We start from the raw sequence: 26,800 nt of genomic DNA, 5'->3' as shown, positions 1-26,800 counted from the left end.
CTACTTATCCGTTAATGCTACAATTGGTTTCACTTTCGCCGCTTTCATTGCTGGAATCAATCCTGCAAGTACGCCCGCTACAACCAATATTACTGTGGCGGTAACTACCATAGACATACTAACCGACGGATTTGCAAAAGCCCCGGTCTTAATACTTGGACCAATTGCCGCCAATAATCCTGTTGCAATTCCTAAACCTATGAATCCGGATAAAGCGGTAATAAATACAGATTCGAACAACACCAATTTTATAATGGACCAAGGTTCTGCTCCCAAAGCTTTACGTACTCCGATCTCTTTGGTACGTTCCTTAATAATAAACACCATGATATTACCGATACCTACAATACCTGACAATAGGATCAAAAGCCCCACGATGATTACCGCAATGTCCAAACCTCCCGTAAAGTTGCTGATGTCTTCAAAAACCTCTGCGTAATTAAATATTCTAATGCCCGCTTGGTCTTGTGGTGCAATTTTAAACCTTCTTCTAAAAACATTTTCCAATCTATCTGAAAACGCCAAAGCCTCGGTCAAATCATAATTTGGGTTATAGGTCAATGCAATTTGATCAATATGGTCTGTTTGACCGTACATTTTCTGGTAGGTACTGGTTGGCGCATAGATATTGCGTTCTGCATTGTCATCACCATCATCTGTAAATGTACCGATGACCCTAAAAGGCAAACCGTTGAACTCAACAAATTTTCCTATAGCATCTTCGTTCTTAAACAAATCTTCTTCTACCTTTCTTCCTATTACAGCTACTTTAGACGCATTGATCAAGTCATTGGTATTGATGAACCTACCTTTATTGACTATGGTCTTTTCTATAGCTTGATGATCCGGGTAAACCGCTTGAATATTATAACTACCCGTTTCACTTTTATAGCGTGCCGATGTATTTTGATAAACCCTAGGACTTATATATTCAATGTCATTTGGAAAGCTTCTTTTGATATATTCAATATCATCATTGGTCATTTGAATTCTTCTACCCGCCTCAAATCCGCCATAAGCCAAAGATGTAGTACCGGTTCTCACAAAAATGGAATTTGTAGCATCATCACTGAACTGTAATGTAAAACCATTCTGCATACCTTTTACCGAAGCCAATAGCAATACAAGAATAAATATTCCCCAACCAACCGAAAATCCCGTCAAGAAAGTTCTAAGCTTGTTGTTGCTAATACTATGATATATTTCTTGCCAAATGTCTCTATCAAACATATTGCTCGGCTCTAACTTGTTCTATTTTCTTATCCTCAATGATCACCCCATCCTTTAAGTGAACAATACGCTTGCACATATCTGCTATATCGGGTTCATGCGTTACTATCAAAATAGTATTGCCGGCATCGTTAATTTTCTGGATCAGATCCATAACCTCATAAGAAGTTTTACTATCCAACGCACCGGTTGGCTCATCTGCCAACAACACTTTGGGTTCTGCCGCCAATGCCCTAGCAATGGCAACACGTTGCTTTTGACCACCTGACAGCTCACTTGGTAAATGACCTGCCCACTCTTTTAAGCCAACCTGCTCCAAATATTTAAGTGACTTTTCTTGACGCTCTTTTCTTGGAACTTTTTGATAATATAATGGCAATGCAACATTCTCTGCAGCACTTTTATAATTGATCAGATTGAAAGATTGAAAAACAAAGCCCAAAAATTTGTTTCTATATCTAGCCGCCTTGGTTTCATTTAGATTTTTGATTGGAACATTATCCAGTATATACTCTCCGGAATCAGAACTATCTAACATACCCAGTATGTTTAGCAAGGTTGATTTACCAGAACCGGAAGAACCCATGATAGCTACCAACTCCCCTTCTTCAACATTAAAATTAATGCCTTTTAGAACGTGAAGTGAATTCTTGCCCATTTTATAGGACTTGTGAAGATCTTTTATTTGAATCATGTTGGTTGTTGTTTTGAACAATTTTTACATTGTCTAATCATTAGACTATGCAGTCATAAATTTGTTACATCAATTAAAATATATTTTCAATTTTATTCATTATCGGCAAGCTCATCGGGCTTTATCTCGTTCCACACCTTAATTTTTTCACCTTCATTTATACCGGAGTTTATTTGAACATGAATACCATCACTTATACCAAGTTCTATATCTCGTCTTTCAAATTGTTGATCACCGGTAGCTATTTCAACAAAGGGTTTCTTAGTCTCGTCATCAAACTGCACCAAAGCCTCCTTTACGGCTAAAACACTATCTGCACGTGCCAAAATAATGGATGCGTTAGCACTTAGCCCAGCTCTAATAAATACAGAATCTTGTTTCTTCAATGTTCCTTTTATTTCAAATTGTATGGCACCATTTTCTTCGTTTCCCTTTGGGGCTATGTAATCCAAAACAGCATCAAAAGTTTTATCCTCAATGGCTCCTACAGTTATTTCAAGAGGCAGATTCTCCTTTATCTTACCTACTTCGGACTCATCTACTTTGCCCTCAAAAATCATTTTATCAACATCAGCGATAGCGGCTATGGTAGTCCCTTCATTAAAATTATTACTTTCTATAACTTGATTACCTACCTCTACTGGCACTTCCAAAACCATACCACTGACCGTTGCCCTTATTTGTGTATTTGCAGCATTACCATAACCAGAGGTTGTACCGGTCTTTACTATATCATAGCGTTTGTTTGCGGCGGCATATGATTGTTTAGATTGATCGTAACTAACCTGGGCGCGTTCCAGATCTACTTTTGAAATCACTCCTTTAGAAAACAATCCTTTTTGGCGTTCTAGATTTCGCAATTGATCATCTAAATTAATTTTGGCTTCATCTATATTATTCCTGGCATCATTTAGCGCACTAAGGTTAGGCACTACCTTTATTGTACATAATAGATCTCCAGATTTCACATAATCTCCACCTTCCACAAAAATCTTTTCTATAACACCAGAAATGTTTGGCTTGATCAACACTTCTTCCAATGGTAAAATACTGCCCGTAGCCATGGTCTTTTTGATAATGGTCTGTTTAGAGGGTTCCTCCGTTAAATAAACAACAGGGTCTTCTGCATTTTTGGAATAGAGATAGAACATTGATCCGCCAAAGGCGAAAACAATTAATAGGAGTACAATAATAGTTGTTGACTTTTTCATTTTATGATCGATTAAATTTTGTTGATGATTCACTCTGTTCTTAATGCTTCTATAGGTCTAATCTTTATGGCACTTTGGGCAGGAATAAAACCTGCCAACAAGCCTGAAAACACCAAGATGATCAGTGCGCTTACCACAACCGCTAAACTTACACTTGGGTTGATGAACATATCTACTGGACCTACGGAATCTAACACTGCATTTACGCCATAAATAAATGCCGCCCCGAAAACAATACCTATCATACCCGATATTATTGTCAAGAAAATAGATTCCATTAAAATTTGTTTTTTTATGGACCAAGGTGCTTCGCCCAATGCTCTTCTAATTCCAATTTCTTTTGTGCGTTCTTTGATAACGATCAGCATGATATTACTTACCCCAATAATACCGGACAGCAAAACCAATACTCCAACAAAGTAGGCCACCCACCGCAATGCACCGAACAAACTTTCTACACGATTAAACTGCTCATAAAGGTCAAAATATCCTACGGCACGTTTGTCATCTGGGTGAATTTTTCTTTTTTCCTTAACAACGCCAACTATTTTCTCTTTCAAATCGGAAATAGAACTACCATCATTGGCGGTAATGGCCATCCACCCTACATCATTACTTGTATTAAATGCTTGTGAAAAAGCCGTAAACGGCACATATATTTCTTTTTGACCTTCTTCACCACCACCGTCATCTTTCTTTTGATAGGTACCCACCACCATAAAGTTGACACCTTGTATTTTTATATACGTCCCAATTACGGTTTCACCCTGATCGTATAATTCGTTTCTAACACCGTCGCCTATTACCGCAATCTTTCTTTTATCCTGTATGTCATTATGATTCACAAACCTACCCGAGGTTATCGTCATAGGTTCTTGTTTTATGATTTCAGGATAATCCCCATAAACATTAAATGCACCCGTTCTTAATCCGCGGACCACATTATTTGCCCCTCTAAAACCTCCTAATTGATTACGAGGAGAAATAAAGCGAAGATCAGGTACATTGTCCTTAATGGCCTGAACATCTTCTAACTTAAAACTAAAACGCCTACCCTTTGGCAATCCTTTATAGGGCATTGTTGTATTTCTAGACCACATGAACATGGTATTTGTAGCAATGTCCCCAAAATCTGCCCTAATACCGTTCTCCAAGCCTTTACCTGCCGCCAAAAGAATGATTAGTATGAATATACCCCAACCTACGCCAAAGGAAGTTGCCAATGTCCTAAAAACATTGCTAGACAAAACTTCCAAAATTTCTTTCCACCGGTCTCTATTGAACATGGGTCATAGCTTAATTATTATACTTACTCCTTTACAACTATTCATCTCTAAGAGCTTCTATCACATGAATTTTAGCAGCTCTCCATGCCGGGAAAAATCCAGCTATGGCTCCGGCAATGATTAATACAAATACGGTTGTTAAGGCCACATTGAAATTTACCGACGGATTCAAAACATAATCTACCTCTACATGCGGACCTACGATCTCCAACAATCCCATACTTAAAATAAGACCGGTAAAACCCGCTATTGCCGTAATAAAAATGGCTTCGTGCAATATCATACCTACAATAGACCACGGCTTTGCACCTAATGCCTTTCGAATACCTATTTCTCGAGTACGTTCTTTAACTACTATTAGCATAATATTACTTACCCCCACTATACCCGCAATAATGGTACATACCCCAACAAACCAAAAGAAAAATTTTATTCCCCCCATTAAAGCATAAAAGCGCTTGGCTTCTTCCATAGGGTTATACACCTGTATGGCGCTAGTATCTTCTGGCGCTACCGTATGTGCTTTTTGCAAATATGATTTAAGCTCATTTTTAAATTTAATGGATTGTTGTACAGCTGCTTCAAAATCTTCTTTTGGAGGAAGTGTATACGCAAGGTTATTCAAATAATCCGCACCATTGAAAACCTGTTGCGCCGTACTAATAGGTATATAAATACGATCCTCTTCCCTTTCTCCCCCTATATCACCGTAAACCCCAACGATTTTAAATGGAATTCCGGACAAATCTAAATACTCACCAATAGGGCTTTCCAATTCATGAAATACTTCCCTATTGATCTTATTACTGATAATGGCAACCTTGGCCTTAGAGTCACCGTCTTGTTGATTCAGAAATCTCCCAAGAGTCATAAACTCATTCTCAATAAATTGAAATTGATGCGAAACCCCTTGAACATTATATGCCAATGATTCACTACCAAAATTGACAAATACATCTCTAACAAATAACCTTGGAGATTCATTCTCTATTTGTTCCTGAAACAAAACACCGGCCATTTCATAATTTTCGTTTCTGAATTGAATAGGCCTACCTGGGTTCATACCTTTATAGCCAATTGTAGTTACACCAGGCCACACCCAAACACTTGTAGCAGCATCTTGTTCAAATTCTTTGGCAATTCCATTTTGCATGCCTTGACCAAAACCCAATAAAATGACCAGTATAAAAATGCCTGAAGCAACGGAAAGTCCGGTAAGAAATGTTCGTAATTTATTTTTACGAATAGTATCGAAAATTTCTTGCCAACGTTCTAGATCGAACATAAGATTGATTGATTAGTATGATTGATTGATGAATGCAACACAAGTGCCACACAATCATAAGACTAACCAATTGAAAGAATGTTACAGTTTTTTTGAAAAAAATTAAAAATGAGCATTATGCCCTCATCTTCCTGTAAATAAAATAGAAAAGTGCTGCCACCAAAACATATGGTACGGCCATTAAATAAACTATGCCATTATTTATACCTTCCGCTGCTTTGCCAGTGGATTCACTCTCTAGCACGGCTCTACACATAGCACATTGAGCCTCCACATCCATTGGTGTTAAAAGCACTAAAAAAAACAATATTAAAAATAAATATTTAGTATGCATAATACGGAGATATCATTAAATAAACCACAACACCGGTAACCGCAACATAGAACCAAATAGGAAAAGTATATTTTGCCAATGCTCTATGGTCTTCAAATTTTCCTAAATAAGCCATTGCATAGGTTCGTAGCACTAACGGAATTAGCGCAATGGATAAAATAATATGAGTAATCAAAATAAAATAGTATACATATTTGATTGCGCCTTCACCCCCATAACTTGTAGAATCCGAGGTCATGTGATAGGCAATATACATTACCAAGAACAATAAGGACAGTACAATATTTGTAGTCATCAAATTCTGATGTAATTTTTCATTACCATTCTTAATAGTCCAAACAGCTGCCAGAAGTAGAACCGCAGTTAAACCATTTATTGCAGCGTAAATTGGTGGTAAAAATGACAGAGGTTCAACATTGGGTAATTTAACCCCAAACAAAGCTGCTACAACTATAGGTATAACTATAGAAACTATAGCAATTAGCCTATTGAATTTTTTTTCGTCTTGAACCTTACCTTGCATATCTGTACTCTTATTCTTCCAACAACTTTTTAATATCGGCTTTAAGTATGCCTATTTCTTCCGTTTCACCATGATCATTGACGCCCTTATCTTCTAAAATTGCTCCGCGATAATATACAATAGGATTACCGAACTCGTCAATTCTAGATCTTAAGAAGCCTTCCTTATCTACTAAAGCAAATAACCCGGAATGTTCAAACCCGCCAGGCGCATCTGGCATTTCTGCCGCAAAAATATTGAATCCGGCATTGGCCAGGTCATAAATGGCTGTTTGATCGCCGGTCATTAAATTCCAATTATGGTCTTGTATATGGTGCTTTTCTTGGTATTCCCTTAATACCTTGGGCGTATCAAATTCAGGCGTTATACTAAATGAAGCTACCCCAAAGTGATCCTCACTTTTAAAATGTTTCTGAATATTTACCAAGTTGGTAGTCATTACAGGGCAAATACTAGGACACCTTGTAAAAAAGAAATCCACAACATAGACCTTACCTAAATAATCCTTATCAGAAACCAGAATACTGTCTTGGTTCAAAAACTGAAACGAAGGTACTTTTCTTCGTTTTCCATTCAATAAAATATAGCCAAGTTTTTCGTTATCGATTTTACTAGAGGTATTCAAACGATCATTCTCAACCACCGAACCATCAGACAATCTATTTACTATTCTTGGAACCACAATAATTCCAAAAATCAGAACAATTAACGAAACCCAAACGTATGTATATTTTTTATTCATTATTTAGATCTATCTGCGTTATTCTTTTTTAAGGCCAAACGATACTCTGCTAAAATGATCTTAATATCATCAACCATTTTGTTGTTTAGATCAGCTACCGAATTAGAATTAAAACCATATTTGGTACCATCATCTTCATCATCTGACCTACCTCTTAAAGTTAAATCCTTATCAATTATAAAAACATAAGGAGTACTATTTTCTGAATCTAGCTCAATATCTGTTTTTAAACTAGTAAACATTGAATTAATTTGCTCTGTATCTGCATACACAAATTTCCACTTTTCGTTATCTGCCAAGGTTGCCAATTCCTTTTTAAGTTCATTTACTTTTGATTCATCTTCAGGAGATACCAACATTACAAACTGAAAGTCGTTAAACTCATAAAAGCGTTTATATATCTTTTGATTTAAATTAAAGGCATTACCTTTTCTACCTTCAACATTGGAACCCAAAAAACCTAATACGGTTATTTTATTCTTTAATTGGGTCTCAGGTGCAAAGTTCAGCTCCTGAACATTTTTAGTAAGTTGAGATAATTTACCAAAATTGGTTACACCAGACGCAAAGAACATATACGCCACAATAGGCAGCACAAACAAGACAACAAGAACAAAGGTCTTTTTCATATATCAGTAAAGCAATCTATTGAAACACACAACAGATCTTCATAAAACAATTGTTAAATACAAAGTATACAAAAATAAAAAAGACGGTTATATAACCGTCTTTTAATATTGTTAATTATACCCTAGAAGTTCCAACTTATAAAACCATCTTTATAAACATTATAAATGTAATCAGCTTCAACCAGAAGGATAAACGTCAAATAAATGACCAAGAATATTGGTGTCCAAACTATGGCTCTTCTTAGAGAAGACTTTTCATCACGTAAGTGCATAAAATCCCACGCTATATAATACGCTTTTACCAAAGTTAAAATGATAAACACCCAATTGATCAGTTTCATTCCCAATATATAGGTATCGGTTAATGATGCTGGCTTAATGATACCTAAAACTACCTCTACTGCAGTTATTAAGGTCAAAAATGCCAATACTCCCCAGATTTTCTGTGTGTTAGATTTGAACTTTACAAGCCCTCTAAAAATCTCTAATTTATGTCCGTCTGCCATGTTACTTTAATCTAAAATTCTATTTACAGTAATGCTGTTTATTGTTAAAAGGATTATACCAAGTAGAAGAAGGTAAATACAAATACCCAAACTAAATCTACAAAGTGCCAGTATAAACCAACCTTTTCTACCATTTCATAATGTCCTCTTCTTTCATAAGTACCAAGAATAACATTAAACCAAATAATAATATTGATCACTACGCCTGAGAAAACGTGAAAACCGTGGAAACCTGTGATAAAGAAAAAGAAATCTGCAAACAATCTGCTTCCATATTCATTATGAATTAGGTTAGCACCTTCCACAACTTGTGTAGCATCTGCCAATTTAGCCAAAGAAGCCTTTCTATCCAATACGGTCTTCTTACCTTCTTCATTGATCAATTCAGTTCTGATCAAAATATTAGGATTAGCCTTAAAACCTTCTACAACTTCATTTAAAGAAACACTTGTAAGTCCCGGTTCTTGATAAAACCAAACACCATTCTTTCTCTCGTGCTCAGTTCTTTCACTTGGAATAGAAGTTGCAAAATCTGACAATGCAACTCTCTTTTCGGTATCACCAGCATCAACAAACTGCAAAATTCTACCACCTTTTGTTTCTAAAGCACCGTAATCACCTTTGATAAAAGTTCCCCACTCCCATGCTTGAGAACCAACGAAGATTATACCACCGATAACCGTAGCGAACATGTACCAGATAACGGCATTCTTTTTCATTTTATGTCCTGCATCTACAGCCAATACCATAGTTACAGATGACATAATTAAAACAAACGTCATAAAAGCCACATAAATCATGGGATAATTACCATGAAAGAAAGGAACGTGTGTAAACACCTCGTCCGCAATGGGCCATGTTTCAATAAACTTAAATCTTGAAAAGCCATAAGCTGCTAAAAATCCAGAGAAAGTCAAAGCATCTGAAACAATGAAAAACCACATCATCATTTTACCATAGCTTGCTCCTAAGGGTTGATTACCTCCACCCCATACGCTTGTTTCCGTTCCCGTAGTCACCGTAGAATTCATATAATTATTTATCGTTTTAATAAAACTTTAGCAAATTTACATCTTTTTGAACTATTTAAAAACGCAATTTGCACCAAAACTAATTTTGATTCACATTTTATTTTACAAAGAACATAAATAACACCAAATAGATCCATAATAAATCTAAAAAATGCCAAAATGTAGCCCCTAAGGTAACACCTAAATAGTTTTCCGGACTATATTTTCCTTTGTTTTGATTGTATAACACCACTAATAATGATATCATACCCGCCACCACATGTACTACATGGACCATTGCAATTAAAAATACAAAGGAAACCTTAATACCACTTGTTGGCCCTGTAAAATAATATCCTTTGGCCACCATTTCTGAAAATCCAGAAAACTGAAGCAACACAAACAATATCCCTAAACCTAACGTTATCCAAAGCCATTTAGTACCACTGGCTTTTTCTCCATCTTTAATAGCCTTTTTTGCCAACATATATGAAACGCTACTGATGATTATAACGATCGTACTATACAAAAAAGCATTTGGCAATTGAATTTCACTAACCCAATCTTCTCTAGAGCGACTAACTATGTAAGCACTTGTCCACCCTGCAAAACTCATTAGAAGGCTAATAATACCAAACCAAAGCATCATTTTTTTCGCCCTAGCTTTTTTTTCTGCCTCCGTACCCTGTGTTAAATCCATATTTAAGCTAAAAATTTATCTATTACGTACACTATTTGCATTAATGTTATATAACTAACACTTGCCAACATTAATTTTCTTGCGGAAACGTTATCCCTATTTCTATATAACTGAAAAGCAAAGCCTAGCATAACCGCACCCATCAAGAAAATAACAACAGCTGCCACTATAGACAATTGCAATCTACCCGTTATACCAAATACCGGTATTATAGATACCGCAATCATCCAAATAGTGTACATTATTATTTGAAGTACGGTAGCTGCATCTTTCTTACCTGTGGGAAGCATCTTAAAACCTCCGCTTCTATAATCATCGTCCAACATCCAACCTAAGGCCCAAAAATGTGGAAACTGCCAAAAAAACTGAATCATAAATAGAGTTCCCGGTTCTATTCCAAAATCATTTGTAGCAGCTACCCAACCCAACATAAAAGGTATTGCTCCTGGTATTGCACCTACAAATACCGCTAACGGGGTTATTGTTTTTAAAGGTGTATATACGCTAGTGTAAAGGAATATGGATATAGCACCAAACATGGCAGTTTTTGGATTCAGAAGGTATAGAGACAATACACCCAATAAAGTAAGTACTATAGCCACTGCCATGGCAATATTAACAGACATACGCCCAGCGGGAATTGGTCTATTCTTAGTACGCTTCATTAAGGCATCCAAATCTTTTTCAATGACCTGGTTGTAGGCATTACTGGCACCTACCATACAATAACCACCAAAAGCCAAAAGAAGCACTTGCCCCCATTGTATTTCGTAAGCACCCAAGAAATAACCTGCTAAGGAAGAAAAAACGACACTAATAGCTAATCTAGCTTTGGTAATCTCCTTAAAATCGGCAAAAATCAATGCAAATGCACTATTCTTTACCGAACCAACGGCCGTCTTCATACTTTTTAAAATAGGTCTGCAAAGATAACGCCCCAGTCATATTTCTGCAACCTAAAACCTTTATTTCTAGATTTATTGAAAATGTCACCATTTGCATTTAAATAAAATTCCAATTAAATCTGATCAACGTTAATGTTTACGTTGATATTCACTAAAAAGTTGAAACAAAAAAAATCCTGAGCTTAACTCAGGATCTTTTTACAAATAAATTCTAATATATTGTTACTGTAACTTAAAGTTAATTGGAATACTAAAAGGAACACGTACCGCTCTACCTCTTTGTTTACCCGGTGTCATTTTAGGCAACTTGTTGATAATTCTAGCAGCTTCAGCTTCAAGGTTTTTATCTGGACCACGCATTCTTACGTTACCGATACTACCATCTTTCTGAATTACGAACATTACACTAACTCTACCTTGAACACCCATTTCTTGAGCAATTTCTGGGTAACGGAAGTTTTTACCAATGTGCTTTTGAATCATTTTATTGAAACAAGCTCTTTTATCACTTTCATTTTCACAACCTGGGAATACAGGTACATCTTCAATTACTGCGAAAGGTACATCTACATCCTCTTCAATTTCATCTACAACAACGTCTTCAACCTCAACGATTTCCTCTTCTTGACTGGTTTCTGTAGACTCTATTACAGTTTCTTCAACCTCTTCTTCATCTTCAACAACCTCAATAATTTCTGGTGCAGCTGGTGGCGGTGGAGGTGGTGGAGTTTTGATCTGTTCTGTCATTGGAACTTCTTCATCTAAAAGATCATCCACATTCATAGAAATATCATAATCGTTTACCTCATCATAAGTTTTCCACTCAAATGCTACATAAGTAAATAACATTACTGCAAATAAACCGATAACGAAATAAAGACTGCTGTTCTTTGTTAAATCCGCCTTTGGATTCTTTTTAGGTTCCATATATATTCAATTTAGTGATTGCTAATTTAACTAATTAATCCATAAAAATGCAACTAAAATTTTCATTTTAACGACGGGGTTCTAAAAAATAGAAATCTTATGACAAACATTCCTACAAAAGCCCCTATTGAATTTGCAAGTGCATCTAAAGGATCACCGTAACGATCAGTCGTCAATACATGTTGTAATACCTCAATAATTATGCCGTATGTTACAGCAAATAAAACTATGTACCACAACAACTTAGAACGTTTGGGCTGCTGGACTGTTTTGCTCCTCATTGCCAAATAACCTAAGACCACCATAACGGAGTAAAAGGTAAAATGCACGACCTTATCCATATGCGGTATGTTGAACCTAGAAGTACCAACACCTGATAAAGAAAATAAGCTGAAAAATGTTACGAACATCATCCAGCTTATGAAAAGTACTTTGAAAATAGGTTTTTTAACCACCAATTATCTCTTTATATGCAGCATCACTCAACAAATCATCTAGCTCGCCTGCATCGCTAAATTTAATTTTCACCATCCAACCTTCTCCATAGGGATCAGAATTCACCTTTTCAGGTTCATCTTCTAAACCTTCATTGAATTCAACAATTTCACCTGATAATGGCGAAAATAAATCAGATACCGTTTTAACCGCTTCAACAGTACCAAAGATAGCCTCACGATCCAAGGTTTCATCTAAAGTGTCTACTTCTACATAAACAATATCACCTAATTCACCTTGTGCGAAATCTGTAATACCTACCGTAGCAATGTCACCGTCAATTTTAACCCACTCGTGATCTTTTGTATATTTTAATTCAGCTGGTATGTTCATTGTAATCTATTATTATTTTTTACTTCGGCAAATGTAAAGTTTTCAACTTAGGTTATCAAAATATTTACCTATGTAATGATTTGTTTAAAAGCCTACATAATTATTGGGGCATACTTTTACGAAACAACCGTATTAATTACCAAAATTATAACGAAGTGTAAAACCTGTATTAATCGTAGTTTGTGGAAAGGCAGTTGATACAGCAAATTTGGAGAATGAATGATCGTAAAAAAACAGGGCGTTCAAGCTTTTACTCAATGCATAATCTGCCGTAAACTTCAATGACATTAAATTTTGACCCGAAGTAATTTGATTGTTATTGATATCCAAATTTCTAATGATGGTAATATTATCTCTTAAAGTAACATCGGCCTTTAAGTTTAAATCACCTTTTAACCTTGTTTTATTACCACCAATATTGGTTACGAATTTTACATCTTTAAAGCGATAGCCCAAACCAACCGTATATTCTTTACCATTGATCTCTGTCATCAAATTATTATCAAAACTTAATGATAAGGCTCTATCTGTTCTAACTTCTGCTAAGACACTTACCGAATTGATCATTTCAAAATCTACACGGATCAACGGATTAAACCGATCTGTAAGAACAACGTTATTTAATATCAAATCTGGCAAAAGATCTAAATTCTCTTCATTTATTGCAAACTCACCCGGATTATCTTTAACCAATTGCACCTTTTCTAAATTCGTTTGATACGAGTTTATACTATATGATGCGCGATATCCATGACTCAAAGAAAAACGTTTGAATTTCTTTTTAAACCATTTACTCTTCATTAGTCCGGTATACTTAATGTTCCAATTAGGAATAGGAATATCCCTAAAAGTATCTAAGTTTACACGCTCAGCATCTTGCCCTGTATATGCCGCAAAGAACGCTGGTAACAATACCTCTTGTTGCGTTTTACCGTATAACTGAGGAAAACCATCTTCATCTAGATCACCCACAGGTTGAGATCGATCAGCGATCAACCTATTGGCTATTGTAATTCTATTATCCTTAAACTGCTGAAAAGTACTTGAATCAAACTCATCGCTCTTACCAAAGGCCGTACCTATCATCATAGTAGAAATACTGAAACTACCATAATTGTTACCTAGCTGCAGGTTGTATTCTTGATCAACAACATTAAAATTTTCTTGGTAACTATCCGAATATTGACGGTCCGCTACTAAATCTATCGTAATATCTTTGGTAGGTTGTGCCGTAGCGGTAATATTCAATTGCTTATTTGTTCTTTGGATGAATTGCTCATTGAAATCTTCAAAACCAGTTAACCAACCATTTCTAGCAGCTTCAAAACGGACATCTGACTGACTACCGAACAAGAATCCAATGGTAGGTTTGGTAGTACCAACAAAGCCAACAGATTGTGTATAACCCGGAAGCACCGTTCCATTGTTCTCACTATAATTCAGGTTCAATCTTTTAACCATAGTTACAATATCTACTACGGTATTGAACAAATCACTGGTCTTACCTTTTATTTTTTCTTGATCTTCTGCCAATGCACCGGATTTGTCTCTTCTAATAGGTCCTCTTGCACCTGCCCTTGGCGCTTCGCGCTTTTTAAGTCCAAGCATATCATAGAACTTCTGCATGGTCAATGATGACGTTATAGTATGCGTATTGGCGTTCTGTACCGTATTAATGTATTCCCCCGCTACTTCAAACAACGCATCTCCACCTCTTTGCCAGTCAAAATTACTGGTATATGAATATTGTGTACTAATGAAATCCAATGCAGGTATTTTGGAAAAAGGCACATCATAATTCAACTGCATTTGCTGAGAATGCCTGTTAGGCTCACCAACATCAAAGAAGCCGTCCCACATTCCCAACTCATTATTAATTCTATCCGTTGACTCTAAAGGTTCATCTTCGTTCAAATAATTTCTAACTATATTATTGTTTGAGCCGGTCAAATTCAAACGTAGCGATTTGGTCAAATTATAATTGACCGCATATTGCCAATTGAACAAATAGTTACGCTGCTGCAATTCTGGCAACTCAAGTCTATCTTCACCATCAGTATATACATCCCTAAAACGCTGTGCATTAAACTGCCTATTGATATTTGAAGTAACCCCTATATTAGATGGCAACAGGTTTAAGTTAAGATCTTTTAACCATTTCCAATATTTGCCTGTAAAAAGAGAATCTTTTTTAGCAAAAGGCGCTACCTCTACAGGGTCAAAACTATGATTATATACAAAACCGGTATTTACACTTTGTTCTCTTAACTCTGCAATTTCAAAATCTCTATGATCGGTTTCATTATAACTATAGTTAAAGGTAAAGTTTTCAATATCATAAAAATTGGCATCGGCCTCTTCACCTCTATCCTTTCTAACCCCAATTAAGTTGATACTGGTACGCTTAGTGTAATCTTCAGCTTGTTCCAAAACTTCATCTTTACCCTCTTGGGTATCTTCTGCCGCAATTCTATCCTCTAATTTTAAATCATCATAGACAGGGTCGAATTCCGGTGTAATCAATTGTTCAGAAACACCATAATTAAAAGGCAACTGTATACCCCATTTCTTAGGCAGCAATTGACCAACGTTAACATTGGTAACCACATCATACGAAACCGCATCTTCACGGGCACGTTCATTTGGCATTTGATCTATAGAGCCAAAACCAGAAGTACTCTTACTACCCGTTGCACTAAAATTGGCAAAATCGGCAATATTACCATCTACAGCGGCAATAGCTGCCCACCCTCCATTATTGTCCAAGCCTGCTAAACGAAGTTCATTGAACCACACCTCACCTCTTGCCGGTAGTATATCTTGGTTCTTTACACCCACCATCATAGTACGTATGCTACCCAAAGACGGATTACCTTTAATACCAATACGTAATCTGCCGGGCGTACGCACATCGAACTCACCAACAGGAATCACTTCCCCGTTTTCAATTTCAAAGAAACGAACATCATTAAGATCACCATCCGCGATCCATTGCGATTTCACCTTGGTCAAATCACTAAGTGCAATGTTCATTTCATTATTTTCCGGCCATATTTCTTCATCTGAAACAGCTGTAAAAGGAGTGAATTCCAAAGGCAATTCTATTTGGTAATAGTTTTGGGTAAAATCTGTACCCATTCTTAAAAAACCAACCAATGGTGTAGATGTATCTGCATAATCACTATCTACAATCTTCTCAGCATGAATAAACATTTTCAATTTCTCATATTGACGAATGTCAACATTCAAGTTTTTAAATACTCCGCGTGAATCTTCAGACTCTAGGTTTGATACCGTCAAGGAGAGAGATTGCTCATTCTGTCTAATAATAGTATTGTTATTATTTAACTGCTCCCTTATAACGCCCGGAGGCAGAACGTATGGAATTGGAGTTCTACTACTATTCTCTTCAATATTTACCGTGTTTACATCTAAAGTAGTACCGTCATCAGAAGGATCACTATCCACATCTGGATCTTGCAGCGTATTTGTATATGTACGCCAATCTCCCCTAACCAAATCCAAAGTAGCAAAACGTAGAACAGTAGGACTATTGAAACCGGTCATATACATACGCATAAAACTAATAGACCTAAAATCCGTAATACCACCCACCGCATCGGTAAAGTCACTTAACGGAATCTTATATTGGATCCAACGGTAATTAACCTCGTCTCCATTAGGTATTCTAAAATCCCCACTAGCGGTACCTTCTATAATATCGGTTACATACTCGTCATTAATTGTAGTATTTGGCTTTATGGCAATTCTATACTCATAATAACTATTCACCGTATTCATGGTTAAATCCCTATCAACATCTTCTACGTCAGGTAGGGTTGTAGAACCTCTATCGGTATTTGTTACCGAAACAGGTGAGTTACCTTGTGGATTATTGAAGTCTTGATATCTTTCTAATATGCTACCTTCCCTATTTAAATAATATACATAGTTATCCAATGCAGGGTCATCACCAGCATTGTTGGTATATACTTCTACCTCACGTGCATCATCCAAACCATCAAAACCAATATCCTGTAATACCCTGTTATTTTCATCGGCATCAAAAGCATACACTAAAGATTGTGTTGCTGGCACCTCACCCCATGAAGTAGGGGAAACAAAATCATTACTATCAACACCAGGCAAACCGTTTTCATACTGCTTTTTACCATCACGTAAAATATCCTCAGATATATTACCCAAGTTTAGTACCAATTCACCTGCCCCATTTGCAATACCATCTACATAAGGATCCATTACCCAAAACTGAACAAACTCTACATTACTCTGTTCAAAATCCGTACTGCTCAAAGAACGCATCATCCCTCCCCATTTTTCTGTAGGAGCTTCGTTTTCAAAATCTGGATTATTGTTATACGGTCCCTTTACCGATGGGTAATATACCATATCCAAAGTAGACTGCACCTGGGTCTGCCCCTGTGCCACATCGGTCTCTGGAAAAACTTCATCTATATACACCCTACGTGTAGCATTAGTAGAGATATCATCATCACTAACAGTTGATGGTCTTTGCGTAGTATAGAAAATTGGATCAATAGTATACCAAGACAGTTTTGCCCTATTATAACCATTTAATAAATTATTTGGATCATCTGGAGAACTACCAAAAGATTGATCATCATTACCAAACTCCAAAGGCATACTTGCTAAAAACCAACCAAGCGAAGCTCTAATATCTATTAAGGCCTGCGCACCTTCAAAATCATCTAAATAAGTAGTGGTCTCCCCTTCAAAATCTGCGTTTTTAGGTGAACTTGGTATCAAAGCGGCCATTTCTGCCCTTACGGAAATATTAGAAGGCACATCTGTATCTATATTAGGCAGCTTATTTACCATACGGGTTAAAAAAGGAACCTCAGTAGAAAAGTTAGTGTTCAACCCAAAAATGGTATTGTTCACAGATTCCACTCCGTAGGTAGATTTCTGGGTTAGGGGTCTTTCGTTCAAGTTTAACAATGTACCCCCTAAAACAAATTTTTCATTGAATTGATGCTCTACATTAACACCTGTAAATCGACGTGTTTGTTGTCCAAATACCGCGTTGTTTTCTACTGAAATATTAATAGGTACATTGGAAGCCTCTAAACTTGGATCTAAAATTTGAACCGTACCCGATTGATAGTTTACCGTATAATCTATACCTTCTTGTAATGTTCTACCATTGGCGGTTACCGTTACGGATCCCTGCGGAACATTAAATGCTCCAATAGAAATACCATTACTACCTTCTGATTTATACGTACCTTTTAATAAAAACTTATTTTTTTCAGGGTCTTGCAGTGCGGCCGTTTTGGTCAAGGCATACATATCTCTAAATACATACTGCTCTTGGTTGGCATTATAGCCAGAGGTTACATCGTACTGACCACTATTACCATTTTCCAATTGCTCATATAAAAACTCCCCAAAAGGTTCAACTTTGGTAAATATTATTCTACCGTTCTGTATATCAATAGTCTGGCCACTGATAAAATCAAAAAAACCATCTCCACCGGGCTGAATATCATTGTAGACATTTAACCTATCTAAATTGAATACATTTAATAGAATACGTTCTTCTAAACCTTCTGGCCAACCAGAACCAGGACCTTCTTCAATAGGCGTAATATAGTTTCTTGCGGTAGGATCAGAATATAAGATATTCATCTTAAAATCTTCTTGGCTTAAACTGTAAGCTCCAGTTGCGTAAATGTTCTTCATCATAAGATCCCAAATTGGATCAGTGATATTGGTAATATTACTTTTAAGAAGCTTAAGAATCAAAGTATTGTTTTCAATTACCGTACTTACATCTTGTGTAACCGTAGTAGCTTCTATACCTCCATTTGCAAATTCACCTACCTGGTATACTTGACCTTGAAAAGTATACTGGTAAGCAACACCTAAAACCTCATCATTACTTAGGCGTTGGTTTAAAGAAATGTACCCCAGTTGAGAGTTGAAATCAAAATCCCTGCCTTGTTCCAACTTTCGTGCATTTTCTAGATATGCATAATCAAACCCTTGATTAGGACTGTAACCACCTGCAAAACTACCGGCATTAAACCCGCTTTCTACGGTTGCAATTTCTCTTATGTTATCGTTCAATGCACCATTACCGCTCAAAATTAAAGCAGGATCATAATCATTGGCGTTGTTTCTAGGTCTTAAATCGGCAGGACCGTTGAAAAATCCACTTGCACTACCATTGTTTTGACCAACCCTGGTCTTGGTAATATCTGCCTCACCTAAATCCTGTATGGCCACCACGTTACGTACATTCAAGGTTTGTTGGGTTCTATTCGTAATCCAAACCTCTATACGGGTAATCTGCACTTGACTCTGTATATAAGGGTAAGAAGAAAGTGCATTATCATAGTTATCCCTAAAATATTGCGCTAAGAAAAAGTGTCTGTTTTCATCATAGTCCAACGCAGATAAAGAAAACTCATTTACCGTACCACCACCTTGGGCAACTACCGTATTATTTTGTGAACGTTGTTCTGAAAAAACAGCCGTTACAGAAGTTTTACCGAACTGCAATTTGGTCTTTACACCAAATAAACTTTGCGCTCCTGAAATCAGTGAGCTATTAAGAGGCATATTAACATTACCTACTTCTATAGATTGAATGATATCATCTTCCGTTGGGGTATAATCCAATTTTACGATATTCTGAAAATCAAAAGTTGCCTCCGTATCATAGTTGGCCGTCACTTGTAAACGCTCTCCAATTTTCCCTAGCATACTAAGACTAATACGCTGATCAAAATCGAACGAAAGGTTAGTTCTATTTCTAGGTGATAAAGATGGATTATCATTCTTTTGCCATATAACCCCCAAATCCATTGCAACGGATCCTTGTGGAATTATCTCAATAGTATTACCGCCAAAAATGGTAGAAAAGAAATCATTATTTACATAAAAATTAGGAAGAAGATTTTTTCGGGCTTCCTCACTACCTTCTTTTTTACCGGCATAAGCGTCTGATTTTTCTTTGAAGTAAGACTTAATACCTTCTTCTTCGATCAACTTAAAATACTGTTCCGGCGTAAGAATAATCGGATAACCAATATTAAATTCGCCAACACTTTCATTGTAGATATAGCGATCTAAATTAGGGTCGTAAATATATCTAGATACAATACTATCTGGATTCTCAATTAGGATTCTACCCAAATCAAACCCAGTTTTCACAGAATCAATCTCCTGCTCTCCAGTCTCTTGAGCCACAACCGAAGTTATAGAACCCAAAAACATAAAGAATACAAAGATGTGCTTAAAAGAAATTTTAAGAAATTTAGTTACCCCGTTTTTCAAACTTATTACAAATTTTTGAGCGCGAGTTTAATTATATTCTCGACACTTAGCGAAGCATCTTGACCTAGCACTTTATCGACAACCCTCTCTGATTGTTTACGTGCGAAGCCTAGAACTTCTAAAGCAGATAACGCTTCATCTTTATTTGTATTGTTTGTACTTAACGAAAGTTCGTCTATATCGTAAACTTTTAAGACCTTATCCCTAAGATCTAAAATTACACGCTGGGCAGTTTTGGCACCAATACCTTTTACAGCTTGTATTGAAGCCACATCACCATTGGCAATAGCATCCCTTACTTGAGAAGGTGACATAGAAGAAAGCATGGTTCTGGCTATACTTGAGCCAATACCAGAAACCGATAACAACAATCTAAAAATCTCACGCTCTGATTTTTCAACAAAACCAAAGAGTGTGTGAGAATCTTCTTTCACTTGTAGATGCGTAAATACAGAAATGTTTTCCTGTTCCGGCAACTTTGAAAAAGTATTCAAAGAAATATTTACAAAATAGCCAACCCCACCACATTCAATAATAACATGAGTTGGGTTTTTCTCTACTAATTTTCCTTTTAAGTGGTGTATCATGTTCCTTTAAATTAAAAGGGGAAAAAAGTATGTCTACCTATTTCCCCATTTATGTTATTCTATTTATAAACTTTTATTTAGATTCTTTTGCTTTTTTTCTTTTTTCTCGTTCTTGAGCATCTATTACGGCCACAGCTGCCATGTTTACAATTTCATCTACACTAGCACCCAGTTGCATAATATGAACTGCCTTTCTTAAACCTACCATTATAGGACCAATTGAATCCGCTCCATTTAACTCTTTCAACAATTTGTAAGTAATGTTCGATGATTCCAAATTAGGAAAGATCAAAGTGTTCACCTTTCTACCGGCAAGCTTAGAAAACGGGAATTTACTTTCATGTAATTCTTTGTTCAAGGCGAAATCTGTTTGAATTTCCCCATCGACTACTAAATTTGGTGCAGTTTCATGAAGAATACGTACAGCTTCTCTCACCTTAGTTGCGTTAGGATGTGTTGAAGAGCCAAAGTTGGCATAGCTTAACATTGCCAATACAGGATCAAAACCAAACGTTGACGCTACATTAGCCGTCATTTTTGCAATATCTGCCAATTCTTCGGCATTTGGTTCTATATTAATAGAGGTATCCGCCAAAAATAACGGTCCTCTTTCGGTAATCATAATATTTACCGTAGCTACTTTCTTTACACCGGAAGCTCTACCGATAACCTCTAAAATAGGTTTTACTACCGTAGGATAAGCTCTAGAATACCCAGAGACCATACCATCAGCATCACCCTCAAGTACCATCATTGCACCAAAATAGTTACGCTCGCGCATTTTTATCTTTGCACTGTAAAATGTAACCCCGCTTCTTTTTCTACTTTCCCAATACTTGGTAGCATAACGTACATGACGTTCATCAAACTCATCGGACATTGGATCGATTATAGCTATATCGGCATCAAATTCCAACTCCTTTTTAAGTTCCAGAATAATGTCTTTTCTTCCTAAAAGAATAGGTTCGGCAATGCCCTCCTCATGAACAATTTGTGCCGCTTTCAACACATCTAAATGATCCGCTTCGGCAAAAACTATTTTCTTCGCATTACTACGTGCCCTACCATGTAACAGCCTAACCACTTTATTATCATTACCGGATCTAAGCATTAATTCCTCTTTATACTTATCCCAATCTGAAATAGGCGCTTTTGCCACACCACTATCCATTGCCGCCTTGGCCACAGCAGGTGGTACCTCATGTATAAGTCGCTGATCAAAAGGTTTTGGTATTATATATTCCCTACCAAATGTTAATCTAGTTTCACCGTATGCAATATTCACCTGTTCTGGCACTGGTTGCTTTGTTAATTCGGCCAAAGCTTTTACCGCAGCCATTTTCATAGCTTCATTAATGGCTGTAGCCCTTACATCTAAAGCTCCACGGAATATAAATGGAAAACCAAGAACATTATTCACTTGGTTAGGATGATCAGATCTTCCCGTTGCCATGATGATATCTTTACGGGTATCTATAGCCAAATCATATGCTATCTCCGGATCAGGATTCGCCATGGCAAAAACAATAGGATTTGGCGCCATAGACTTTAACATTTCAGGAGAAACAATATTAGCTATGGAAAGTCCGATAAAAACATCGGCATCTACCATTGCCTCATCCAGGGTATCTATTTTTCTATCTGTTGCAAATTCTTTCTTCGCTGCCGACAGATTCTCAGCATCTTTTCTAATAACGCCCTTACTATCTAGCATTACAATATTCTCTGCCTTTGCTCCAAAAGCCTTATAAAGCTTTGTACAAGATACTGCTGCTGCGCCGGCACCGCTAATAACTATACGTACCTCTTCTATTTTCTTCTCAGCAATTTCAAGAGCATTCAACAACGCTGCCGCAGAAATAATAGCAGTACCGTGTTGATCATCGTGCATTACAGGAATGTCAAGCTCCTCTTTTAACCTACGCTCTATCTCAAAAGCTTCGGGAGCTTTAATATCTTCAAGATTAATACCGCCAAAAGTTGGGGCGATCATCTTTACAGTTTCAATAAATTTATCAACATCTTCAGTATCCACCTCAATATCGATACCATCTATATCTGCAAAGATCTTGAACAAAAGACCTTTACCTTCCATAACCGGTTTTGAAGCCTCAGGACCAATATTACCTAATCCCAATACCGCGGTACCATTAGAAATAATAGCTACCAAATTCCCCTTAGAAGTATATTTATAGGCATTATCCTTATTCTTTGCTATTTCTAAACAAGGCTCTGCCACACCTGGCGAGTAAGCCAAAGCAAGATCTCTTTGGGTACTATATGGTTTTGTAGGAACTATTTTAATCTTACCTGGTTGAGGTTTAGCATGGTACACCAATGCTTCCCTTCTTTGCTTCTCCTTGCTCATACGTTCTAATTTAAAAGATCAAATTTAAAGGTATTCTTCAAAAAAGAGTAAATAGTAACAGTATTTATGCAAACAAATTAAATAGTTTTCCTTAGGAAAGAAAAAAGCGGACAATTTTCTACAAATCTATAACCGCAGCCTTACTTCTAACATTAAGTCTTAGTGCCAAAATACCCGAAATTGCAAAGAAAGCTCCTGCGAACAACATTGCATTAATAGCATTATTTCCAAGTACATATTTATAGATTGGGCCAAATGTCAAAGTTTCTATACCCATGGGTATTACGATCATCATATTCAAAATCCCCATATATACCCCCCTTCTGTCTTGCGGCACCACTTTAGACACCATTGTATACGGTATTCCCATCATTGCCGCCCAGCCAATACCAAATAGGACCATTGGCACCAAAACCAATATGGGATCCGTAATAAAAGGTATGGTGAATAATGATAAGGCCGTACCAAACAAGCTCAACGCATATACTTTTTTACCCCCAAATTTTAAGGTCAAAGGCACTAGCGCCAAAGCTACAACCATGGTAACGACATTATAGGTTAAACTCATTTGTGCAGATTGAGATGCTGCCTCTCCTGTTGAGTATCCCATGGTCAACTTAAATAATGGGGTAGTATATTGCCAATAAATAAACAATGCATACCATTGAAATAAATAAACCGCTCCAACCCTCCACATAAATTTGGGCATTCTCTTAATAGCTTCTGCAATTTCTTTGAAAGGAAACATTATCCGATCCATTAAGGGTTTGGCCCTTGCCGCATTTATCTCCTCCAATTCTAAAGAAGACGGAGGAATTTCGGGAGTTTTTAATACCGAATAAAGAATTGTAGTAATTGATAGAATTGCACCAATATAGAACGAGTAATATAACCACGTAGGTATAGTACCCGCCACTTCTACAGACTCGCCACCAAACAAATACTGAAACAGTACTATTGACCCGTTTGCCAAAAGAATACCAGCCCCAACGAAAAGGCTTTGCATTTGGTAGCCTAAACTTAACTGCTTTTCAGGTAGCTTGTCACCCACAAAAGCACGATAAGGCTCCATTGCCATATTGTTACCCACATCTAAAATCCATAAAAGTCCTACCGCAAACCATAATACCGGACTTGTAGGAAATGCAAAAAGGCACAAACTACCCAAAATTGCCCCAATCAAAAAATAGGGTTTTCTTCTACCCCAACGTGCAGACCAAGTTTTATCTGACATGGCTCCAATAATTGGTTGTACGATCAAACCCGTTACAGGCCCAGCGATATTTAAAATTGGCAACATATCTTCTGGTGCGCCTAGATAAAGAAAAATAGGGTTTATTGCTGTTTGCTGTAATCCGAAGCTATATTGAATTCCTAAGAACCCAACATTCATATTGAATATTTGCCAAAAACTAAGACTTGGTTTAGTTATTTTCATTAGGGCTAACGTTTATAATCTACTGGTTTATTTTAACATATTCACATAAAAATCATGTAATAACTCAGAAAAACATAATTTAAAGTAGCAACCAATATAATATAAATAAACCTGTTGCGCATGATTATCTATTGGAAATGCCTACGAAAACGATTGAGGAAATGAAATTATTTTAGAAATTCAATATTTCTAGTAAGTCCGCCGTACTTTGTTCGTTTAACAGCAGATTTTTTGAAGACCTTTTGAAAGACATCCACTGTTATCTCTTCCCAATCCTTTTTGGTCATGCTTAACAACTCTGGATGAGGATTGAACAAAGGCTCATTGTGTGGTTTAGAAAACCGGTTCCAAGGGCAAACATCTTGACAAACATCACAACCAAACATCCAATCATCAAAAGACCCTTTCATTTCATTAGGCAACTCATTTTTTAATTCAATCGTAAAATAAGAAATGCACTTACTGCCGTCTACCACGTATGGTTCAACTATAGCTTGTGTAGGGCAAGCATCTAAACACGCAGTACAGGTACCACAATGATCGGTAACAGCATGGTCATATTCTAAATCAATATCTACGATCAATTCGGCAATAAAGTAAAAGGAACCAACCTGCTGTGTTAAAAGATTACTATTCTTACCAACCCAGCCCAAACCACTTTTTGCTGCCCAAGCCTTATCGAGCACTGGAGCAGAATCTACAAAAGCACGGCCATGTACCTCGCCTATTTCTTCAGTTATGAATTCTTGTAATTGCCTAAGTTTACCTTTTATGATGTGATGATAATCTTGACCGTAAGCATATTTTGAAATTTTGTAAGAATCTTCTAGTTGGGTATTTTCAGGATAATAATTTAAAAGCAAGGATATGACAGACTTAGACCCTTCCACCAATTTTCGCGGATCTAATCTTTTGTCGAAATGATTTGCCATATAGCTCATTTCCCCATGCATATTGTTGTTGAGCCATTTTTCCAACCTTGGCGCTTCTTCCTCTAAGAAATCCGCTTTAGATATACCACATGATAAAAAACCGAGGCGTTTGGCTTCGGTTTTAATACTATGGGTCCATTTAGATTTGATATCTATACTCAAAATAATCCTGGTTGAATTCCACCTTTGATTCTTCCTAAATGTTTATAAGCCATTTCTGTAACTTCACGACCTCTAGGTGTTCTCATAATAAACCCTTGCTGAATTAAAAAGGGTTCATATACTTCTTCAATAGTTTCGGCACTTTCAGACACAGCGGTCGCCAAAGTTGTTATCCCAACAGGACCACCTTTAAACTTATCTATAATGGTTGTAAGAATTTTGTTATCCATTTCATCTAACCCATGTGCATCTACATTCAATGCCTTTAAACTGAATTTAGAAATTTCCATATCAATAGCACCATTACCTTTAATTTCCGCAAAATCTCGTACCCTACGCAAAAGGGCATTACATATTCTAGGAGTACCCCTACTTCTACCGGCAATTTCTATAGCAGCATCTTGAGAAATAGGAACCCGTAAAATTTCCGCACTTCGTTCTACTATAGTGGACAACAGTTCTGTAGAATAATACTGTAACCTACTTTGAATGCCAAACCTAGCTCGCATAGGCGCTGTTAGCAAACCTGAGCGCGTTGTAGCACCAATTAAGGTAAACGGATTCAAATTTATTTGAACAGACCTGGCATTTGGGCCTGTTTCTATCATGATATCTATTTTGTAATCTTCCATTGCGGAATACAAGTATTCTTCTACTATGGGGCTCAGTCTATGTATTTCATCAATGAACAATACATCTCTTTCCTCTAAATTGGTCAACAACCCTGCTAAATCTCCAGGCTTGTCCAATACAGGACCAGAGGTAATCTTAATTCCAACACCAAGTTCATTTGCCAAAATATTTGCCAAGGTTGTTTTACCTAATCCCGGAGGACCGTGAAACAAGGTGTGATCCAATGCTTCACCTCTTCTATTGGCAGCTTCAACAAACACCTTAAGATTTTCGAGCACTTGTTCCTGACCAGTAAAATCATCAAAATTTACAGGTCTCAATGCTCTTTCAATATCAAGCTCCTCATTAGAGAAACCTTCCGCAGATGGGTCTAAATACTCGTTCATACACTAACAAAGATAGACAAACACGCGGTAACTTTGAGCCAAATCATTTTCCTAAATAGGATTTTAACCAAACTAAAAATAACTTAAAAGCAGCCCCATCAAAATGAAGACATACCATCTGTTATATTTAAAATAGAACATAGGTATTGTCTATTCAGATG

General features: G+C 36.7%; 22 protein-coding genes. All 22 read right to left on the bottom strand.

Annotated features, from left to right (window positions below; translation table 11 throughout):
• The 22 genes from B2Z27_RS05585 to ruvB all read right to left on the bottom strand — a co-directional run bounded on the left by B2Z27_RS05585 (position 1) and on the right by ruvB (position 26,639).
• The gene (locus tag B2Z27_RS05585; RefSeq protein WP_058103923.1) at positions 1-1,230 is read right to left on the bottom strand and encodes an ABC transporter permease; all 1,230 of its coding nucleotides are present in this window, start codon (positions 1,228-1,230) and stop codon (positions 1-3) included.
• Entirely contained in the window at positions 1,223-1,924 is a 702-nt protein-coding gene (locus B2Z27_RS05580; RefSeq protein WP_058104323.1) for an ABC transporter ATP-binding protein, read from the bottom strand. The genes B2Z27_RS05585 and B2Z27_RS05580 overlap by 8 nt, the downstream gene beginning before the upstream one ends.
• Before the next feature lie 92 nt (positions 1,925-2,016).
• Complete coding sequence (locus B2Z27_RS05575) at positions 2,017-3,135, bottom strand: efflux RND transporter periplasmic adaptor subunit (protein ID WP_071341276.1); 1,119 nt, start codon at positions 3,133-3,135, stop codon at positions 2,017-2,019.
• A gap of 29 nt (positions 3,136-3,164) precedes the next feature.
• Complete coding sequence (locus tag B2Z27_RS05570; protein ID WP_058103925.1) at positions 3,165-4,421, bottom strand: ABC transporter permease; 1,257 nt, start codon at positions 4,419-4,421, stop codon at positions 3,165-3,167.
• 37 nt (positions 4,422-4,458) lie between these two features.
• On the bottom strand, positions 4,459-5,706 hold the full coding sequence (locus B2Z27_RS05565; protein ID WP_286812871.1) for an ABC transporter permease: 1,248 nt from the start codon (positions 5,704-5,706) through the stop codon (positions 4,459-4,461).
• A gap of 115 nt (positions 5,707-5,821) precedes the next feature.
• Positions 5,822-6,040: a hypothetical protein gene (locus B2Z27_RS05560; protein ID WP_210708719.1), complete on the bottom strand. Its 219-nt coding sequence runs from the start codon at positions 6,038-6,040 to the stop codon at positions 5,822-5,824.
• Positions 6,030-6,563: a DUF420 domain-containing protein gene (locus B2Z27_RS05555; protein ID WP_286812869.1), complete on the bottom strand. Its 534-nt coding sequence runs from the start codon at positions 6,561-6,563 to the stop codon at positions 6,030-6,032. The genes B2Z27_RS05560 and B2Z27_RS05555 overlap by 11 nt, the downstream gene beginning before the upstream one ends.
• 10 nt (positions 6,564-6,573) lie before the next feature.
• On the bottom strand, positions 6,574-7,305 hold the full coding sequence (locus tag B2Z27_RS05550; protein WP_286812867.1) for an SCO family protein: 732 nt from the start codon (positions 7,303-7,305) through the stop codon (positions 6,574-6,576).
• A complete protein-coding gene (locus B2Z27_RS05545) occupies positions 7,305-7,934 on the bottom strand; it encodes a hypothetical protein (protein WP_286812865.1) in 630 nt (209 codons plus the stop codon). The genes B2Z27_RS05550 and B2Z27_RS05545 overlap by 1 nt, the downstream gene beginning before the upstream one ends.
• 122 nt (positions 7,935-8,056) lie before the next feature.
• On the bottom strand, positions 8,057-8,440 hold the full coding sequence (locus tag B2Z27_RS05540) for a cytochrome C oxidase subunit IV family protein (protein ID WP_058103931.1): 384 nt from the start codon (positions 8,438-8,440) through the stop codon (positions 8,057-8,059).
• Between the two features lie 53 nt (positions 8,441-8,493).
• Positions 8,494-9,471, bottom strand: coding sequence for a cytochrome c oxidase subunit 3 (locus B2Z27_RS05535; RefSeq protein ID WP_058103932.1), 978 nt, complete (start codon positions 9,469-9,471; stop codon positions 8,494-8,496).
• Positions 9,472-9,568: 97 nt separating this feature from the next.
• The gene (locus B2Z27_RS05530; RefSeq protein ID WP_074672003.1) at positions 9,569-10,150 is read right to left on the bottom strand and encodes a cytochrome c oxidase subunit 3; all 582 of its coding nucleotides are present in this window, start codon (positions 10,148-10,150) and stop codon (positions 9,569-9,571) included.
• A gap of 2 nt (positions 10,151-10,152) precedes the next feature.
• Positions 10,153-11,055 carry a heme o synthase gene (cyoE, locus tag B2Z27_RS05525; RefSeq protein WP_286812864.1) on the bottom strand — a complete coding sequence of 301 codons (903 nt, stop codon included), beginning with the start codon at positions 11,053-11,055 and terminating at the stop codon, positions 10,153-10,155.
• A 222-nt stretch (positions 11,056-11,277) separates the two neighbouring features.
• Positions 11,278-11,982 carry an energy transducer TonB gene (locus tag B2Z27_RS05520; protein ID WP_058103935.1) on the bottom strand — a complete coding sequence of 235 codons (705 nt, stop codon included), beginning with the start codon at positions 11,980-11,982 and terminating at the stop codon, positions 11,278-11,280.
• A 62-nt stretch (positions 11,983-12,044) separates the two neighbouring features.
• Positions 12,045-12,437: a VanZ family protein gene (locus B2Z27_RS05515; protein WP_286812863.1), complete on the bottom strand. Its 393-nt coding sequence runs from the start codon at positions 12,435-12,437 to the stop codon at positions 12,045-12,047.
• On the bottom strand, positions 12,430-12,810 hold the full coding sequence (gcvH, locus tag B2Z27_RS05510) for a glycine cleavage system protein GcvH (protein WP_286812862.1): 381 nt from the start codon (positions 12,808-12,810) through the stop codon (positions 12,430-12,432). The genes B2Z27_RS05515 and gcvH overlap by 8 nt, the downstream gene beginning before the upstream one ends.
• 132 nt (positions 12,811-12,942) lie before the next feature.
• A complete protein-coding gene (sprA, locus tag B2Z27_RS05505) occupies positions 12,943-20,073 on the bottom strand; it encodes a cell surface protein SprA (protein WP_286813100.1) in 7,131 nt (2,376 codons plus the stop codon).
• A 65-nt stretch (positions 20,074-20,138) separates the two neighbouring features.
• Positions 20,139-20,720, bottom strand: coding sequence for a Holliday junction branch migration protein RuvA (gene ruvA, locus B2Z27_RS05500; protein ID WP_058103939.1), 582 nt, complete (start codon positions 20,718-20,720; stop codon positions 20,139-20,141).
• Between the two features lie 73 nt (positions 20,721-20,793).
• A complete protein-coding gene (locus B2Z27_RS05495; protein WP_071341265.1) occupies positions 20,794-23,088 on the bottom strand; it encodes an NADP-dependent malic enzyme in 2,295 nt (764 codons plus the stop codon).
• Positions 23,089-23,206: 118 nt separating this feature from the next.
• Positions 23,207-24,526, bottom strand: a complete 1,320-nt coding sequence (locus B2Z27_RS05490; protein WP_099189774.1) for an MFS transporter — start codon at positions 24,524-24,526, stop codon at positions 23,207-23,209.
• A 167-nt stretch (positions 24,527-24,693) separates the two neighbouring features.
• Positions 24,694-25,614 carry a tRNA epoxyqueuosine(34) reductase QueG gene (gene queG, locus B2Z27_RS05485; RefSeq protein WP_286813099.1) on the bottom strand — a complete coding sequence of 307 codons (921 nt, stop codon included), beginning with the start codon at positions 25,612-25,614 and terminating at the stop codon, positions 24,694-24,696.
• Positions 25,615-25,616: 2 nt separating this feature from the next.
• A complete protein-coding gene (ruvB, locus tag B2Z27_RS05480) occupies positions 25,617-26,639 on the bottom strand; it encodes a Holliday junction branch migration DNA helicase RuvB (RefSeq protein WP_071341258.1) in 1,023 nt (340 codons plus the stop codon).
• Positions 26,640-26,800: the final 161 nt, after the last annotated feature.

The sequence above is a fragment of the Maribacter sp. UBA3344 genome, assembly GCF_002362375.1.
Classification (GTDB): domain Bacteria; phylum Bacteroidota; class Bacteroidia; order Flavobacteriales; family Flavobacteriaceae; genus Maribacter; species Maribacter dokdonensis.
Note: the sequence above shows the minus strand (reverse complement) of the source record. Positions and strands in the feature narration are given on the sequence as shown.